The organism is Candidatus Egerieousia sp., from assembly GCF_056211015.1.
In genome coordinates, this window is sequence record NZ_JBAELF010000010.1 from 11,518 (window position 1) to 27,879 (window position 16,362).

A 16,362-nucleotide genomic window follows, 5' to 3' on the forward strand; every position below is an offset into this window, starting at 1 on the left:
TATGGATAGTTTGCAGGCTTTGATTCTTGGATTGATACAGGGACTTACGGAATTCCTCCCTGTAAGCAGCAGCGGGCATCTTACGATTGGCAAGGCGTTGTTCGGCATGGAAACGGGAGACCTTTCCTTTGAAGTTGCAGTTCACGCCGCAACGGTGCTCGCTACAATCCTGGCATTCAGGAAAGAGATAGCGGAATTGATTTGCGGCTTGTTCAAGTTCAAATACAATTCCCAGACAGACTACATTGCAAAGATCATCGTATCCATGATACCCGTTGGAATAGTCGGAGTTTTCTTCAAGGACGCAGTGGAGGCCATATTCGGTGAGGGCGTGGCGCTAGTAGGTATCATGCTGGCTCTGACCGCCGCACTGCTTTGCATAAGCGAACTTTCAATGCGCGCAGCTGCCAGAAGAAATGCGGGGAAAGATGCCAATGAAGGCAGAAGCATAGGATTCAAGGAGGCGTTCATAATAGGTTGTGCACAGGCAATTGCTGTGCTTCCGGGCCTTTCCAGAAGCGGCAGCACAATTGCAACAGGACTCATATTGGGTGTAAAGAAATCAGAAGTTGCAAAATTCTCGTTCTTGATGGTAATAGTTCCTATTCTGGGAGAAGCATTCCTGGATCTGGTGGGCGGGGACTTCAGCGCATCCGCTGTTGGAACTATGCCGCTAATGATAGGTTTTGTGTCTGCGTTTGTAAGCGGATACGCTGCCTGCAAGTGGATGATAAGCATTGTGCGCAAGGCACATTTATGGGGATTCGCCATCTATTGCGCCCTCGTTGGTTCCGCCTGCATAATCAGCTCGATACTGTAATGGAACTGTATTATTTCATATCGGATGTACATCTTGGCCTGAGATACGGCAACTGGCAGGAACGCGAAAAATATTTCGCGGACTTTCTGCTTGCCTTGCCTGCACAGACAAAGGAACTGTTCCTTCTTGGAGACATCTTTGACTTCTGGTATGAATACGAGCATGTGATTCCTTGTGGATACACGCGCACGCTCGGAGCGTTCGCCGCACTTCGGGACCGTGGCGTAAAGATTCATTTCTTCAACGGCAACCACGATATCTGGACCTACCGGTATTTTCAGAAGGGACTAGGGTTCATAATGGAGCCCCAGCCATCGCTGTATAATATATGTGGGAAAACATTCGTGCTGGGTCATGGCGATGATGTTGAGAAGAAAGACAGAGGCTATCAGGCGCTTCAATGGATATTCAAAAGCAAGTTCATCCAGTTCCTTTTCAGCATGCTGCATCCTTGGATTGCCTTCAGTTTCGGGCTGAGCTGGAGCAAGCACAACCGCCTGGCGAAATCTGGCAATTCATATAGTTTTGACTGCTCAAGGGAGCCTCTTTACAAGTTCTGCGTGAACTATGCAAAACGCGAAGGAGCACCTGACAACTTCATATTCGGGCATTTCCACTCACCAACGGATGTCAGGATGCCTGAATGCGGATCCCGCTTCATGATACTTGGAGACTGGATTCACAACCCTTCCTACTTGGTTTTCAATGGAGAGGAGCTGCGCTACGAGCGACTGAAACCACCTTGTCATCCAGTTGAACCCATTCAAGTTCAAAGACTGTAGTTGTTCTCACAGAACCTGAATTGAAGCGCCGTGGAGAGATCCGAAACGCTTATGCTCTCATGACCGTGCAGGTCAGCAACGGTTCTGGCAACCTTCAAGCATCTTGTATATGCACGCGGGCTGAGCAGGCCCTTTGATGAAACGGCACGCATCAATTCCTTTCCTTCTTTGTTCAAAGTGCAGTATTTGAGTATGTCTCCGCTGGCCATGGAGCCATTGGAACAATTCAGACGGCCGAATCTGCGATACTGAATCTTTGCGGCATCAAGCACACGCAGCGCCACTGCCGCACTTGACTCAGAACAAGGTTCCGATGAAAGGATACTGGTATCCTTGAACTGCTTGAGAACAAGGTTCAAATCGATTCTGTCGAGCAGAGGACCGGAAATACGGCTCCTGTAACGCAGTATCCTTGATGATGAGCACACGCACCTGTTACCGTCTTCGTACAGATAGCCGCAAGGGCAGGGATTTGTTGCAGCAACAAGGATGAAATTCGCCGGATATGAGAACTTCTGTTTCACACGGCTGACTTGAATCTTTCTCTCCTCAAGCGGCTGGCGCAGAAGTTCAAGCGTGTCTCTTCTGAATTCCGCCAGTTCATCAAGAAACAGTACTCCGTTGCTGGCCAGTGAAATCTCCCCTGGCATCCCGTCCCAGCCACCGCCTGCAAGCGACTGGTTCGTGATTGAACTGTGCGGAGCTCTGAAAGGCCTCTTCAACATATTTACGCCCAGATTCCCATACATCCCGCAAATGGAATAGATACGTCCGGTCTCCATTGCCTGGCTGTAGGTCATCGGAGGCAGTATTGTAGGAAGCGCTGAAGCCAGCATGCTCTTGCCGCACCCTGGACTGCCGGTAAAAAGAATGTTGTGACCTCCTGCGGCTGCTATTTCCAAAGCCAGCTTTGCCATATTCTGTCCCTTGACGTATGCAAGATCATTTTCGAACAGAGTTCCTTTCTCAAGCATGCCCCTGAGCATTTCTGCATGCTTGTCCCACTGGGCGATAGTACCTGCACCTGACTCTGCCATAGCCTCCCCGTTCACCAGGAAGCCATCAAGAGGAATCTCAGCCTTCAATGCAGAAAGAAGTTCATCAAGCGTATTCAAACCATAGACTGCAACATCCCTCACAGCCACACACTCCTTTGCACATTCAGCGGGAAAGATGCACCCTTTGAATCCGTGCGCCGCCGCATCCGCCGCTATTGCCAGAGCACCGTTGAAATGCCGAAGGGAGCCATCAAGTGCAAGTTCTCCCATCACAATGTACCCCGACAGGTCCAGAACAGGTTCCAGCTGACCGCTGGCTGCAAGAATTCCCGTGGTGATTCCCAGATCAAAACCTGTTCCGGCTTTCTTAAGGTCCGCAGGAGCCAGATTCACCACCACCCTCTTCCCGGGAATCTTATATCCATAATGATGCAGGGCGCTCATAATTCTGTGCTGGCTCTCCCTTACCGCATTGTCAGGCAAGCCCACCACTACGTAGGCCATACCAGGTGTCACATCCACCTCGATGGTTACAGGTATTGTATCAATACCCAGGCAGCTCGCTCCAAAAACTTTATATAGCATAACATTACTTTTTATTGAACAAAGGAAGCAATATGTACTTGAACCGAGGTGCCGGAACAGCAAAAAGTGCCGCTGAAATGGATTTTATATAAAAAGTAGGAAAATTTTGCGAGAATTATAGGATAAAATGGCTAATTTTGAACCGATAACACATAATGTGATTCTTCAATATTCCTTAAAATATGAGCGAAATAAAAACGAACAGGTATGTAGCGCTTGACGTATTGCGCGGAATGACAGTAGCCGGAATGATTCTGGTAAACAATCCGGGAAGCTGGGGCACCATTTTTCCACCTTTAAGGCATGCTCCGTGGGTGGGTTGCACACCAACAGACCTTGTATTCCCATTCTTCCTGTTTGTGGTAGGAGCGGCCATGGCCTTCTCCTTTGCAAAATACAATGAAGGGCTGAACAAGGTTTCTGTAAGGAAGCTCGTGAAAAGAGGCGTTCTGATCTTCCTTGTTGGCCTTGCCCTGAACGCCTTTCCATTCTACCCTGTGACTCGGGATCCCGAACTCAGCTTTGCTCAGAACTGGGCGAACTACTGGGAACATCTGAGAATATTCGGAGTACTCCAGAGAATAGCAATGTGCTACATAGTTGGCGGCTTTGTTGCCCTCTGGTTGCAGAAACCTAAGAAAATCATTCCTGCAATGGTGATTCTGGCACTTCTTCACTGCATTATACTCCTGCTCATAGGCAATTCCGCCGCACCACTTGTAAACGGAGCCCAGGGAGCTTTCTCACTCGCAGGCCAGGGTTCCGGTGCAATTGACATTTCACTGGTTGGCGAGAACCATGTATATCACGGATACGGCCCCGCATTCGATCCTGAAGGCTTGCTTGGAACATTATCAGGTTCCTGTACACTGCTTCTGGGCTTCCTCATAGGCAACATCATAAGAAAGGCTGACAACAAGATTCTTGCCGTTGCCAAGCTGTATACAATTGCCGTATGCTGCCTTGGCGCCGGTCTTGTACTTGGAATATGGTACCCTATCTGCAAGGCATTGTGGACAGGTTCCTACGTTCTGTATGCAGGCGGATGGGCAATCATGATGCTTGCATTCTTCATCTACTTCATAGATGTGAAAGGTAAGGAAAAGGTCTTCACACCTTTCAAGGCTCTTGGCATGAACCCACTGTTCGCATTCGTGATGGCTGGCCTGTTCGCAAAGGTTCTTGGCAGAATAGTTCACTGGACCTCAACGGTAACCCTGCCGGACGGCACTCTTGGCGAGAAGAGCTGGACTGCGCTGAGCTGGTTCTACAACAATGTATGCATTGCTATCGTAGGTGAAGGAAATGAAGTTTCATCACTGATATATGCCTTGTGCTACGTTGCCGTTTTCACACTGATGGCAATGGTTCTTTACAGGAAAAAAATAGTCATAAAACTGTAAATGGCTTACATAGGTCTTATTTCCGACACCCACGGAACATTCGATGCTCCCTTGAAGGAATTTCTCAAGGATGTTGACATCATCTGGCATGCCGGTGATTTCGGCAACATTGAAACCGTTGATAACATAACTGCATTCAAGCCTCTCATAGGGGCATACGGCAACTGTGATCCGCACACGGTGAGACTTGTGCATCCTGTCATGAGATATTTCCGCGTTGAGGAAAAGAAGGTTCTCATAACTCACATAGGAGGATTCCCGGGACATTATGACCGCTATGCCCTCAGCCTGATAAATTCATACAAGCCCGATATATTCGTTTGCGGTCATTCGCATATACTTCGTGTAATGAACGACAAACTGCACAATATGCTGGTGCTCAATCCCGGAGCGGCCGGAATACAAGGCTTCCACCAGGTAAGGACGGCCCTGAGATTCAGGATTGAAGGCAATGAAATAAAAGATATGGAAGTAGGTGAATGGGAACGCAAACTTATGCTTTAGGCACGTATTATCTTAACAGTTCCATCCACGCCCAGCTTGATTATCTGCGAAGCCTTGTGAGTTGATGAAGCATCAACAGCTGGATCAACACAATAGTCCACACCCTTGACAATCTCCTCGGATATCTCCTTGAAGCACTTTGGAGTGGCTTCACTGCTTATATTGGCGGAAGTTGAGACTATAGGCTTGCCGAACTTCCTTATAAGCCTGGTGCAGAACTCATTCATTGGAATGCGGATGCCTGCTGTACCGTCTTCGGCAACTACATTTGCAGCAAGGCCCTCTACACCGGGATAAATTATTGTCATTGGAGCATCGTTCACCTCAATGAGTTCGTAAGCCATTGGCGGGACCTGGGCCACATACTGCTCTATCATATCAACGGAGCATGCAAGCGTTATAAGCGACTTGGCTTCTGAACGTTTCTTAAGTTCGAACACTTTCCTTACTGCATCCTCATTGGTGGCATCGCAACCTATGCCCCAGACCGTATCCGTAGGATATAAAAGCAAGCCTCCATTGCGGAGCACTTTCAGCGAATTGTTGATTTCCTGTTCTATATCTGCCATGATTGCTATATTGTATCTTGATTGATCATTGTATTACAAGTTCCGTGATAACAGGGAAATGGTCTGAATAGCTCAACTTGGGGCTTTGATGTGAAAGGCACTCATAGACTTCCGGCACAAGGACATAGTCTATTCTGAGCAATGGCCATAAATACCGGAAAGTACCTGCAAAACCGCTTCCGGCCATCTTGAAAGTATCCTTCCTGCTTTTTGTGAATCTGTAATATGTATATGAAATAGGAGTGTCATTGAAGTCTCCGCAGACAATTACAGGATAAGGGCTGGATTCTATTCCGGAAATTATCCTGTCAACCTGCTTCGAACGTTTGATATTTGTTCCCTTCATCCTGCTGTGAACATCCATTATTTCATCGGCAAGACCTATGTCGTGATTGCCGAATCCGCCTGACAGTTTCTTTACAAGAGCTGTGAACGATATGTTATATGATTCAAGATGGTTGTTGCATATCCTGATGGTATCACCCTTGAATCTGATATCCGCCAGCACACAGAGATTGGTGCTTCCTTCAAACACCTGCTTGTCCTGTGCTACAATAGGATACTTGCTCAGAATCAGGTTGCCGAACCTCTGGCCGCTTTTCATCTTGAAAAGATGATATGCTCTGTAAGGATATTTCTTCTCCAGAAGGGTGTCCGCCATCCTCAGTGAAGAAACAAAGCATTCCTGCAACGCCACCACATCGGCATTGCTCTGCTTCAGATGGTTCATTACCAGCATCCTGCAGTCATTTCTCGGATAGGCATGGGAGGAGGAGAACATACCAACATTGTAGCTCTCCACCTTCAATCTTTCACCTGCTACAGTCTGTTCAACATTTCCCGAATATCTTACGAAATTCTCAGCATATATGAAACTTGGCAGAATGGCGATAATAGGAATCCAGACCGAGCCTGAACGTTTGCACAAGGAAACAATCAGCAGGAATATGTTCAACAATAGAAGCGGAATGAAGAAAAGACCGAAGAACAACGGAATGCTGAAATCTGAAGGATTCACATAGGTGCTCAGATAGGACAATATCAGAGCGGCCGCTGATATGACCAGCACAATACGCCACAAGGCGGAAAAGAACCAGTGACCTTTTCCTGTTCTGCCTGAATGACCGGTATTCCTTCTTTTCGCCATTTTACGAATTGCTAATAATACATCCTTCCGTTATGCTTCCAATAAAGGATGAGGAGATAGCCGAACAGCATGCCTCCAAGGTGGGCGAAATGTGCCACGCCATCGGCTGCATTGCTCAAACCTATCAGAAGTTCAATGGCGGCGAATATGATTACAAACCATTTTGCCTTGAGGGCTACAGGCGGAATGAGCATCTGGACTATTCTGTCCGGGAACAGCATTCCAAAAGCCATGAGCACACCGTATATGGCACCTGATGCTCCTACAGTTGGAATGCAGAATAACATTTTCACCCGCTCCAGCGCCATTGGGTCGCCTTGATTCGCCAGATTTATAAGATCGGAATATTTCAATGCTATGACTCCGTTATGAAGCAGAGCCGCCCCTATTCCGGTTACGAGGTAGAACAGAAGGAATTTCTTGCCGCCCCAGACCTGCTCAAGCACGGAACCGAAGAAAAGAAGGGTGTACATATTGAAGAATATGTGAAGCCATCCCCCGTGCATGAACATATATGTCAGGAACTGATAAGGATGGAAAAGAGGCGAGCCGAAAGGGAACAGGGCCAGAAGGCCTGTGAGCCTCGGAATTATCAGGCTTGCCAGAAAAAGTATCGAGTTTATGATAATCAGGTTCTTCAGAACCGGTGGTATCCTTCCAAACATCTTAAAGAATCATTTAATGTTAATAATCTCATCCGGTGCAACAATCTTCACACAGACCCTGCCGAAAGGTGAACTGGAAACGCATTTGCATTTAAGCAGCTCCCTTTCAATTGAGAGAGCCTTCTCCATTGACAGGCTTTCTCCTGCCGGTACTGCTGCGGCCATTCTGGCGACAGCTCTGGCCATACGGTCATACAAAACCTTTGCCACGTTTCCTCCAGGAGTACCAAGAATGCCGAGTATCTCATCGGCAAGAACACGGGCAGCATCAGTTCGCGACAAATCAATGCTTCCAATTGCAGGAATCCCCGAGAAACAAAGACTGCGCTCGTTGCCATTGCTCGTGCCGGTTCTGCCTATGGAAAACTCATAACCGCTTCTTTCAAGAAGTTCCCTGTTCTCCTCAAATATTGCGGCGGAAGCGGCGCCGATTGTCACAGTCTGCGGGAAAAGCAGTTCCTGACAGGTGATTGAAGAGTTGCAGCGGGAAAGATATTTCTCGTAAACGATTCTCTGGGACGCGGCCAGACAATCCACTACCTTTATTCTTTCCCCGTTCATGTCAACAAGATATCTGTTTGCCATCAACTTCCTCAAAGAGGCGTTTTCACCGGATGCAGTAAAGTTCTCTTCAACAGGCGCATCCTCTAACAGAGAATTGCTCCCAACCGTATTCACGTCCGTTTTCTTTTCAAGAGAATTGAACAGGACGTGTCCCCTGCCGTCCTTCTCAAACGGATTGAACAATGGATTGTAATTGATGCGCGGCTGATGAACGGTGCTGAAATCTCCCTTGAAGGCCGGAATGTCTATGGCTCCTTCCGTGTCAAAATCAATGGAAGGCATCATGGAATTCATGCCAAGAGTCTGCTTTGCCGCTGAATGCAGCACCTCAAAAATTATGCTTTCGTCCTCGAATTTAATCTCGGTCTTGGTTGGATGAATATTAATATCCATCTGCTCGGGATTAATGGAGAAGTAAACGAAATACGAAGGCACGTGACCTTCAGGAAGTAGTCCCCTGTAGGCGTTGGCCAGAGCCTTGAACAGAAGAGGACTCTTGAAATATCTGCCGTTTGCAAAGAAATACTGGTTCTGCTGGCTCTTCCTGGCGAGTCCGGGAGTTCCAATGAAACCGCTTATTTTAACGATAGTTGTATCAATCTCTATTGGAAGCAGATCCTTTGCTATGTCCTTTCCCCCCGCCTGGGCTATGCGAAGCTTCACATTCGCCACCGCAGGATATTCCAGCACCTGCTGACCGTTGTGTATAAGCTTGAAACCAATATCGGGTCTTGTGAGCGCTATCCTGTTGAATTCGCTTATTATCTGCTTGTATTCGGTTGCATCGGACTTAAGGAATCTCCTCCTTGCCGGTATGTTCCAGAATATGTTTCTTGCCGAAATGTTCGTTCCAACAGGAGTGGAAACCTGTGATGTGGAACTTATCCTGTTGGCTGAAATCTGCACCTGATATCCCAGTTCATCATCCTTGCGTCTGGTCCTTAGAGTTACTTCGCAGCAGGAGGCTATTGACGGCAGGGCTTCTCCCCTGAATCCGTAGCTGCTTATATAAAAGAGATCCTCAGCTTCGCTTATCTTGGAGGTAGCGTGTCTTTCAAAGCACAGTTCAGCCTCTTCGGGGCTCATTCCGCATCCGTTGTCAATGACCTGAATCAGGGTGCGTCCGCTGTCCTCCAACGCAAGGATCACATTCTTTGCGCCTGCGTCAACAGAGTTCTCCATAAGTTCCTTCACAACCGATGCCGGCCGCTGGATAACCTCTCCGGCGGCTATGAGACTGGCAATATTCTGCGGAAGTACTTTCAGCATCCTATCCCAGTTTATCCATTACGGCCTCAAGGGTCTTTGCAAAATAGAAGGCTGCAAGTACAAGAGCGCAGGCGGCAAACACGCCAATCCATTTGATTATGGTGGCAACCCTGTTCACTTTCTTGGGATTGGTGATTCTCATTTTCTTGAATCCTCCCTTGATATAATCTCCAGGAACAAATTCACCGGCTTCCTGCCTTTTTGCTCTGTCTATTATGTCGTCAAGTTCTTCCTTCCTCTCGTTCCAGTAACGCGGTTTGTAATTGAACACCTTGTACTGAGGTGGCTTGAAAATTATAAGTCCCATAACATTTGCTCTTTCAAACCACAAACTTACGCAAAAACTTTATATATTTGTAAGTTAATTGTCATTCAACAGTATCTATATGAGAAAACGCTTTACATTGAACACTCTGCCTGCACTGGTTCTTTCTCTCTGTCTTCTTTGCTCCTGTGACGGACTGAAGCATATGCTTGGCATGAAAACTTCGTCCGAAATAGAACAGATGAAGCAGATGGAACTCGAGTCAAGCCGGAGACAGAAGATGCTGCAGGATTCTCTGGCAGCCGCTGCCGCCCCCGTCAAAAAATCCGGTCTTGACAAAAGGTACTACGTGATTCTTGGCAGCTTCAAGGAGCAGTCGAATGTGGATCTGATGGTGAAGGATGCAAAGGCATTCAACTTCAATCCTGTTGTAATACCTTGCAATAACGGGTTCACGATGGTTGCCGCTTCAGGGCATTCCACCCTGCCTGAGGCATGTTCTGCAAAAATAAGGGTGGAGGATCTGGATATCTGCCCTTACGACATATGGATATATGACACCAACCAGGGCCTGCACATATAGAATGATGGACTATCGCTGTAAATGTATAAAACTTAAAAACCATAAAAATAAATAAATGAAAACCACTCCATTTACACAGAAACATATTGACCTGGGCGCCAAGATGGCTGAATTCGCAGGATACAATATGCCTATTGAATATAAAGGCGGAATCAAGGAAGAGCATTTTGCCGTAAGAAACAATGTGGGCGTCTTTGACGTTTCACACATGGGCGAAATCTGGGTGCTCGGTCCGAACGCTCTCAAATTCGTTCAGTACGTGACTTCAAACGATGCATCCGTTCTCGTTCCGGGCAAGGTTCAGTACACCTGCTTCCCTAACGGAAAAGGCGGTATAGTTGATGATCTTCTTGTTTACTGCATGAATCCTGAGAAGTATCTGCTCGTTGTAAACGCAGCAAACATTGACAAGGACTGGAACCATATTCTCCAGTATGCTCCAAAGTTCGGAATGAGCGCAGGCAAGGAACTCATCAATGCATCCGATGATATCTGCCAGCTTGCTGTTCAGGGTCCGAATGCAATGAAAATTGTCCAGAGAATCTGCACCGAGCAGGTTGAAGACCTCGTTTACTACACATTCAAATATTCAACCGTTGCAGGCATTGAGAACGTGATTGTATCGGCTACAGGTTATACAGGTGCTGGCGGATGCGAGATCTATGCTCCTGCCGCTCAGGCCGACAGACTCTGGGAGGAACTGTTCAAGGCAGGCGAGCCTGAGGGAATACGTCCTATAGGTCTTGGTGCAAGAGATACCCTGCGTCTTGAGATGGGCTTCTGCCTCTATGGCAATGACATTGATGACACAACATCTCCTCTTGAAGCAGGTCTGGGCTGGGTTACCAAGTTCAATGACGTAAAAGGTGATTTCGTTGACCGCGCATTCCTTGCGGAGCAGAAAGCAGCCGGCGTTACAAGAAAGCTTTGCGGTTTCCAGATGGTTGACAAGGGCATAGCGCGCCACGGATATGAGGTTTGCAATGCCGAAGGACAGACAATAGGTCACGTTACATCAGGCACAATGTCACCTTGCCTTGGAGTTGCAATAGGCATGGCTTATGTCAATGCTCCTCTTTACAAGGTTGATTCAGAGATTTACATCAAGGTCAGGGAGCGTCTGCTCAAGGCCAAGGTTGTAAAGGCTCCTTTCTATAAGAAATAGCACTTTTCACAATACTTGTCACCCCCTCTACCCTTCTCTGGTAGAAGGGGTGTTTTCATTTGATTACGAACATTAAAACCGAGCGTCATGGAAAGCGAATCCACCAGAGAAAGACTGAAACACTTCATAAACTTCTCAGACAACATAGATATGGAGTCTGCACGGAACAATATCTTAGGAAACATAGAATTCCGCGGAAGCAATGTATGGATTCTCATATTTGCTATGATCATAGCCAGCGTTGGACTGAACGTAAACTCGATTCCTGTGGTCATTGGCGCAATGCTCATATCCCCTTTGATGGGACCTATCATCGGAGTAGGCTTTGCACTCGCAATAAACGATACCGCTCTCCTGCGTAAAAGCAGCAGGCATCTTGGCATAATGGCATTGCTGAGCATTCTCAGTTCCACATTATATTTTCTGCTCACTCCGCTTTCCCTTAACACCCCTACAGAACTTCTGGCCAGGACCAATCCAACGTTCTACGATGTGTTCATAGCCTTCTTCGGAGGTCTGGCTGTTTCAATTGAAATCTGCAAGAAAGACAAAGGCACTGTGATAGCAGGTGTTGCCATTGCCACAGCGCTCATGCCGCCATTGTGCACTGCAGGATTCGGACTTGCCTGCGGCAACATGAGATATTTCATAGGCGCAATCTATCTGTTTTTCATAAACTCGGTGTTCATTGCCCTTGCATCATTCCTGATGCTGCGTTACCTGAAGTTTCCAATAGTTGCAATAGCGGACCCTGTGAAGAAGAAAAGGACGGCAAGAATCATTGCTTTTGGAGTGTTGCTTCTGATTGTACCAAGCATATATTCAGCCATCACGGTTATTCAGCAGAACAAGTTCAACAAGAACGCCACGAAATTCATAGATGAGAACAAGACAGTTGGCAACGCATACGTATTCGATTACAATATAGACCACAGCACTGGCCGTTCCAAACTCATCATATCGCTTGCAGGACAAACTCCTTCAGAAAAAGAGCTTGCCATTTACACAGACAGGCTTTCAAACTATGACATAAAGAACGGGCAGTTTGAAATCAACAGTTCAAGCACGGTTGACAACAATCAGGGAATTGACCAGGAGCAGCTTTTGAATTCCATATATTCACAGAATGAGAATGAGATACGCAAGCGCGAGACCACGATTGCTCAGATGGAAAGGCAGCTGGCAATGTACAGGAAACGCGAATACCCAACGGAAAGAATCTTCAAGGAACTTAAGATCAATCATCCGAACGTAACCAGCCTTACAATATGCAGCGGTGGAACTGCCAGTGAAAACAGTGTTGAGGAGCAGGACAAGATTCATTTCTTTGCAATTCTCGGGCACAAGGACAAAGCGTTGACAGCGGACGAACTGGAGCATATCAGGATATGGCTTGAAATAAGGATGTCCCTTGAGGAAATAAGCGTAATACAGAAATAGCTGCAAAATGCCAACAATGCATAAGCCGTTCATATCAAGAGTCCTGATGTTGCTGGTCCTGACCGCATCTGCGTTGATTTGCTGCAATTTCACACAAACGCCCTGCAGTTCAGGCAAAGCGCATGGCCGCTATTCCAAAGCCGGAGACTTTGCCTGCCAGTTAAGGTTCGACACCTTGCGCATAACATTCATAGGGGATGTCATGCAACATTCCCCACAGATAAAATCAGCCGCCGCCGTTGCGCAGAAGCAGGGCCTCCCCACCGGTTCATTCAACTATTCGGCAATGTTCAGGCACATACAGCCCTGGCTTGACAAAGCGGACATTGCCGTTGCCAACATCGAGTTCCCGGCAGGTTCCGCCGATTACAGAGGCTATCCGCTTTTCAAAGGACCGGCCGAGGTTGCCATTGAAGCCCGCAGATGCGGAATAGACCTTGCTCTCATGGCAAACAACCATATGGCAGACGACGGAGCGGCCGGAATCTCCTATACTCTTGATTTATATGATTCATTGGCGATGGCTCATACGGGGGCTTTCCGCAACATTTCCGAGCGCAACAGGAACTATCCTCTGATCATGGATGCCGGCAGGAATGTAAGGCTGGCATTCCTGAACTTTACATATTCCACCAACGGCAACCCGGTATCGGAACCGTTCATCGTGAATGCCATGGACTCCGTACAGGTCAAGGAGGACCTGAAAAAAGCATCGGACTGTGGGGCGGATTACATCTTTGTTCTCCCTCACTGGGGCGTTGAATATGACCTCCACCCTTCTCCAGAACAGAAATACTGGACCGATATGATGCTTGGCTGCGGAGCTGATGCAATAATAGGTTCACACCCTCACGTACCCGAGGATGGTATCATTTTTGCAGACAGCAGCGGATGTGTTGAAAATATTGTATTCTATTCACTTGGTAACTACATATCAAATCAGAGCAAGCCGTTTTACACGCAGACGGAACTTATGGTAACCCTGAGAATCCAGCTGGACAGGTTTACCGGAACATCCAGAATGATTGAACCTGAATGGGAATGGCTCTGGTGCTTCAAGAAGGGAGAATTCGAAGATGACTATACCGTTGTTCCGTTATCCGTACTAAAAGCCCTTCCGGAAGAGAAACGTACTGAATACAACAACATTATCACAAGGCTTGAGAACTTGAAAGATATGCATCTTATCAGAACCTGCATTGATAAGGGATGCAATGAATGAATGATATGGCAAAGAAAAAAGTTAAGGAAGTTGAAAAGACAATAGAACTTGGAACTCTTGATCCGGTTGAGATCCTGGGAGTGAACAATTCACTGCTGTACAAACTTTTGGCAGGATTCCCCGATTTAAGGGTGGTTGCAAGAGGGAGCATCATAAGGGCCATAGGAGCCGCAGACCCGGTGAATGCATTCGAGAGCGCTGTCAATGAACTCATACAGACCAGAATGCGCAAGCGCAAGCTCTCCGAGGACGATGTTGATGAAACACTTTTCAACATACAGCGTCCTGCTGGTCATACTGATGGCAAGGATTCAGGCAGCCCGGACGAGGATACGGACCATATAATCACCTATACAAGCGACGGACGCACAGTGAAGGCCAGGACAAAGAACCAGGTGAAATTCATAGAGCAGTTCTCCAGGAATGACCTGATGTTTGCCATAGGCCCTGCCGGAACAGGAAAGACATACGTTGCGATAGCTCTTGCCGTGAGGGCGCTCAAGAACAGGGAGGTCAGGAGAATCATACTTACCAGACCGGCGGTTGAGGCAGGAGAAAGGCTCGGCTTCCTTCCGGGCGACATGAAGGACAAGCTGGATCCATACCTGCAGCCTCTGTATGATGCGCTCATGGATATGATACCATCGGCCAAATTGAAAAGTCTTATGAGCGACGGCACCATTCAGATTGCCCCTCTGGCCTATATGCGAGGCCGAACTCTGGAGAATGCCTTTGTGATTCTTGATGAGGCTCAGAACACCAGTCTCTCACAGATAAAGATGTTCCTTACCAGGATGGGCAACAACGCAAAGTTCATAATTACAGGTGACACCACTCAGATAGACCTACCCAACAAGGCGGATTCAGGTCTTGCCAAAGCCATAGAAATGCTCAAGGGAATAAAAGGCATATCCACGGTTCAGTACACTAAGGAGGATATTGTAAGGCATCCGCTGGTTGGAAAGATTGTGAAGGCATTCGAGGGCCTGACAATGGCTCTGATGCTGATTCTTGGCAGCTGCATACCCGGATGGAGCCAGTTCATGCAGGGTGTTGACGGCGGACTGGCGCCACGTTTCAAACAGCACGTTGAGTTCTTCTGCTCCGATTCACTGTATGGAAGGGCTGCGGGCAGCAAAGGCGAGCTTGCTGCCGCCCATTACATTTACGACAAGCTTGAGGAGTACGGTATAAAACCTGTAACGGGCAGGGACGGCGATGACTTCTTCATAACCAGGAACCTGCTGCCAGGTTTCGAACAGACACTTACAGACACAATACACTCGCGCAATGTGGTTGCGGTCATAGAAGGCACGGACCCTCTTCTCAAGGGTGAATACATAGTGATCGGGGCACATTACGACAATGTTGGCTTCAACACAATGAACGTGAACGGGCAAGATAGGAACAACATTTTCCCAGGAGCCGATGCCAATGCCTCGGGAGCGGCAATGCTGCTTGAACTGGCGCGTGAGATTGATTGCAGCAGAATCATGTTCCGCCGGTCTGTGATCATTGCTTTCTTTGGCGCTGGAGTCCAGGGGCAGGCAGGCAGCTGGTACTTTCTCAACCGTTCGTTCAAGGACCTTGCCAGCATAGACTATATGATAAACCTTGACATGGTTGGCAGAGGAGAGGACTGCTGCGTGTTCACAGGTGTTGTCAACAAGGAAATCAATGCGATTGTGGAGGAACTTAAAGAACGCGAGGCAAGCATTGAGCCGAAATACATTTCACACGATTTCACGTCGGATCACAGGAATTTCCATGCAAGCGGTGTTCCAATCACCCTGATAACAACGGGAATGCACCCGGAATGCTTCACCTCCCGCGATATACCTTCCAGGTTGGATTACAGACAGATGGAGGATGTTGCGGAATTCACATACGCACTTGCACAGCGCGTGAGCAGCAAGGAGGCAAAGCTTCAAAGTCTCAAGGACAATACTTACAAGCCTGAGGCTGCGGACGATGCCAAAGGCCACATTTATACACAGATGGAAGTGGAACACCCCGCGCAGTTCCTTCACGGAGACGAACTCCAGTTCATGGACAAATGGGTGAATCCTTACATAAAGTTCCCTGAAAGCGCCCTGAAGAACGGAGACAGCGGAAGGGTCACCGCCGAATTCATAATTGAAAAAGACGGAAAAGTAAGCAATGTAAGAATAGTGCGCGGAGTAACCGATGATCTGGACAATGAAGTGCTGAAAGTCATAAGCGCTTCTCCGAAGTGGAAACCTGCCGTTTTGCACGGTGAGCCTGTAAGGGTGAAAACCTACGTGAACGTAGATTTCAGATTGCGCAAGAAAGGCAGTTTCGGATTAAAGAAATGACAATATAATTAAATATCTTTGCAGTTTGTTCATTGAATACAACAT

Annotated in this window: 15 protein-coding genes; 9 read left to right on the forward strand and 6 right to left on the reverse strand. The window is 47.6% G+C overall.

Features of this window, described 5'->3' with window-relative positions:
- Nucleotide 1 precedes the first annotated feature (1 nt).
- Both AC06L3_RS00670 and AC06L3_RS00675 read left to right on the forward strand, forming a co-directional pair.
- The gene (locus AC06L3_RS00670; protein WP_475668698.1) at nt 2-820 is read left to right on the forward strand and encodes an undecaprenyl-diphosphate phosphatase; all 819 of its coding nucleotides are present in this window, start codon (nt 2-4) and stop codon (nt 818-820) included.
- Nucleotides 820-1,602: a UDP-2,3-diacylglucosamine diphosphatase gene (locus AC06L3_RS00675; protein WP_475668699.1), complete on the forward strand. Its 783-nt coding sequence runs from the start codon at nt 820-822 to the stop codon at nt 1,600-1,602. The genes AC06L3_RS00670 and AC06L3_RS00675 overlap by 1 nt, the downstream gene beginning before the upstream one ends.
- On the opposite strand, the gene AC06L3_RS00680 is transcribed toward AC06L3_RS00675, so the two are convergent.
- Nucleotides 1,590-3,185: a YifB family Mg chelatase-like AAA ATPase gene (locus AC06L3_RS00680; RefSeq protein WP_475668700.1), complete on the reverse strand. Its 1,596-nt coding sequence runs from the start codon at nt 3,183-3,185 to the stop codon at nt 1,590-1,592. The genes AC06L3_RS00675 and AC06L3_RS00680 overlap by 13 nt on opposite strands.
- Nucleotides 3,186-3,367: 182 nt before the next feature.
- On the opposite strand from AC06L3_RS00680, the gene AC06L3_RS00685 reads away from it, so the two are divergent.
- Entirely contained in the window at nt 3,368-4,588 is a 1,221-nt protein-coding gene (locus AC06L3_RS00685; protein ID WP_475668701.1) for an acyltransferase family protein, read from the forward strand.
- Nucleotides 4,589-5,092, forward strand: coding sequence for a metallophosphoesterase family protein (locus AC06L3_RS00690; protein WP_475668702.1), 504 nt, complete (start codon nt 4,589-4,591; stop codon nt 5,090-5,092).
- On the opposite strand, the gene AC06L3_RS00695 is transcribed toward AC06L3_RS00690, so the two are convergent.
- Genes AC06L3_RS00695 through AC06L3_RS00715 form a run of 5 tightly spaced genes read right to left on the reverse strand, consistent with a single transcriptional unit; the run spans nt 5,089 to nt 9,613 of the window.
- Nucleotides 5,089-5,661 (reverse strand): L-threonylcarbamoyladenylate synthase, encoded by a 573-nt coding sequence (locus tag AC06L3_RS00695; RefSeq protein WP_475668703.1) that lies wholly within the window; start codon nt 5,659-5,661, stop codon nt 5,089-5,091. The two genes, AC06L3_RS00690 and AC06L3_RS00695, sit on opposite strands and share 4 nt — an antisense overlap.
- A gap of 25 nt (nt 5,662-5,686) precedes the next feature.
- A complete protein-coding gene (locus AC06L3_RS00700) occupies nt 5,687-6,808 on the reverse strand; it encodes an endonuclease/exonuclease/phosphatase family protein (protein ID WP_475668704.1) in 1,122 nt (373 codons plus the stop codon).
- Nucleotides 6,809-6,819: 11 nt separating this feature from the next.
- Entirely contained in the window at nt 6,820-7,473 is a 654-nt protein-coding gene (locus tag AC06L3_RS00705) for a rhomboid family intramembrane serine protease (RefSeq protein ID WP_475668705.1), read from the reverse strand.
- 9 nt (nt 7,474-7,482) lie between these two features.
- Entirely contained in the window at nt 7,483-9,306 is a 1,824-nt protein-coding gene (gene mutL, locus AC06L3_RS00710) for a DNA mismatch repair endonuclease MutL (protein WP_475668706.1), read from the reverse strand.
- Nucleotide 9,307: 1 nt separating this feature from the next.
- The gene (locus AC06L3_RS00715) at nt 9,308-9,613 is read right to left on the reverse strand and encodes a hypothetical protein (protein ID WP_475668707.1); all 306 of its coding nucleotides are present in this window, start codon (nt 9,611-9,613) and stop codon (nt 9,308-9,310) included.
- A 79-nt stretch (nt 9,614-9,692) separates the two neighbouring features.
- Between AC06L3_RS00715 and AC06L3_RS00720 the strand changes: the two genes are divergently transcribed.
- The 5 genes from AC06L3_RS00720 to AC06L3_RS00740 all read left to right on the forward strand — a co-directional run bounded on the left by AC06L3_RS00720 (nt 9,693) and on the right by AC06L3_RS00740 (nt 16,317).
- Complete coding sequence (locus AC06L3_RS00720; protein WP_475668708.1) at nt 9,693-10,154, forward strand: hypothetical protein; 462 nt, start codon at nt 9,693-9,695, stop codon at nt 10,152-10,154.
- Between the two features lie 55 nt (nt 10,155-10,209).
- Complete coding sequence (gcvT, locus tag AC06L3_RS00725) at nt 10,210-11,319, forward strand: glycine cleavage system aminomethyltransferase GcvT (protein ID WP_475668709.1); 1,110 nt, start codon at nt 10,210-10,212, stop codon at nt 11,317-11,319.
- 87 nt (nt 11,320-11,406) lie between these two features.
- Nucleotides 11,407-12,759, forward strand: coding sequence for a DUF389 domain-containing protein (locus AC06L3_RS00730; RefSeq protein WP_475668710.1), 1,353 nt, complete (start codon nt 11,407-11,409; stop codon nt 12,757-12,759).
- Between the two features lie 7 nt (nt 12,760-12,766).
- Nucleotides 12,767-13,981, forward strand: coding sequence for a CapA family protein (locus AC06L3_RS00735; RefSeq protein WP_475668711.1), 1,215 nt, complete (start codon nt 12,767-12,769; stop codon nt 13,979-13,981).
- Nucleotides 13,982-13,986: 5 nt separating this feature from the next.
- Nucleotides 13,987-16,317, forward strand: a complete 2,331-nt coding sequence (locus AC06L3_RS00740) for a TonB family protein (RefSeq protein WP_475668712.1) — start codon at nt 13,987-13,989, stop codon at nt 16,315-16,317.
- Nucleotides 16,318-16,362 lie beyond the last annotated feature (45 nt).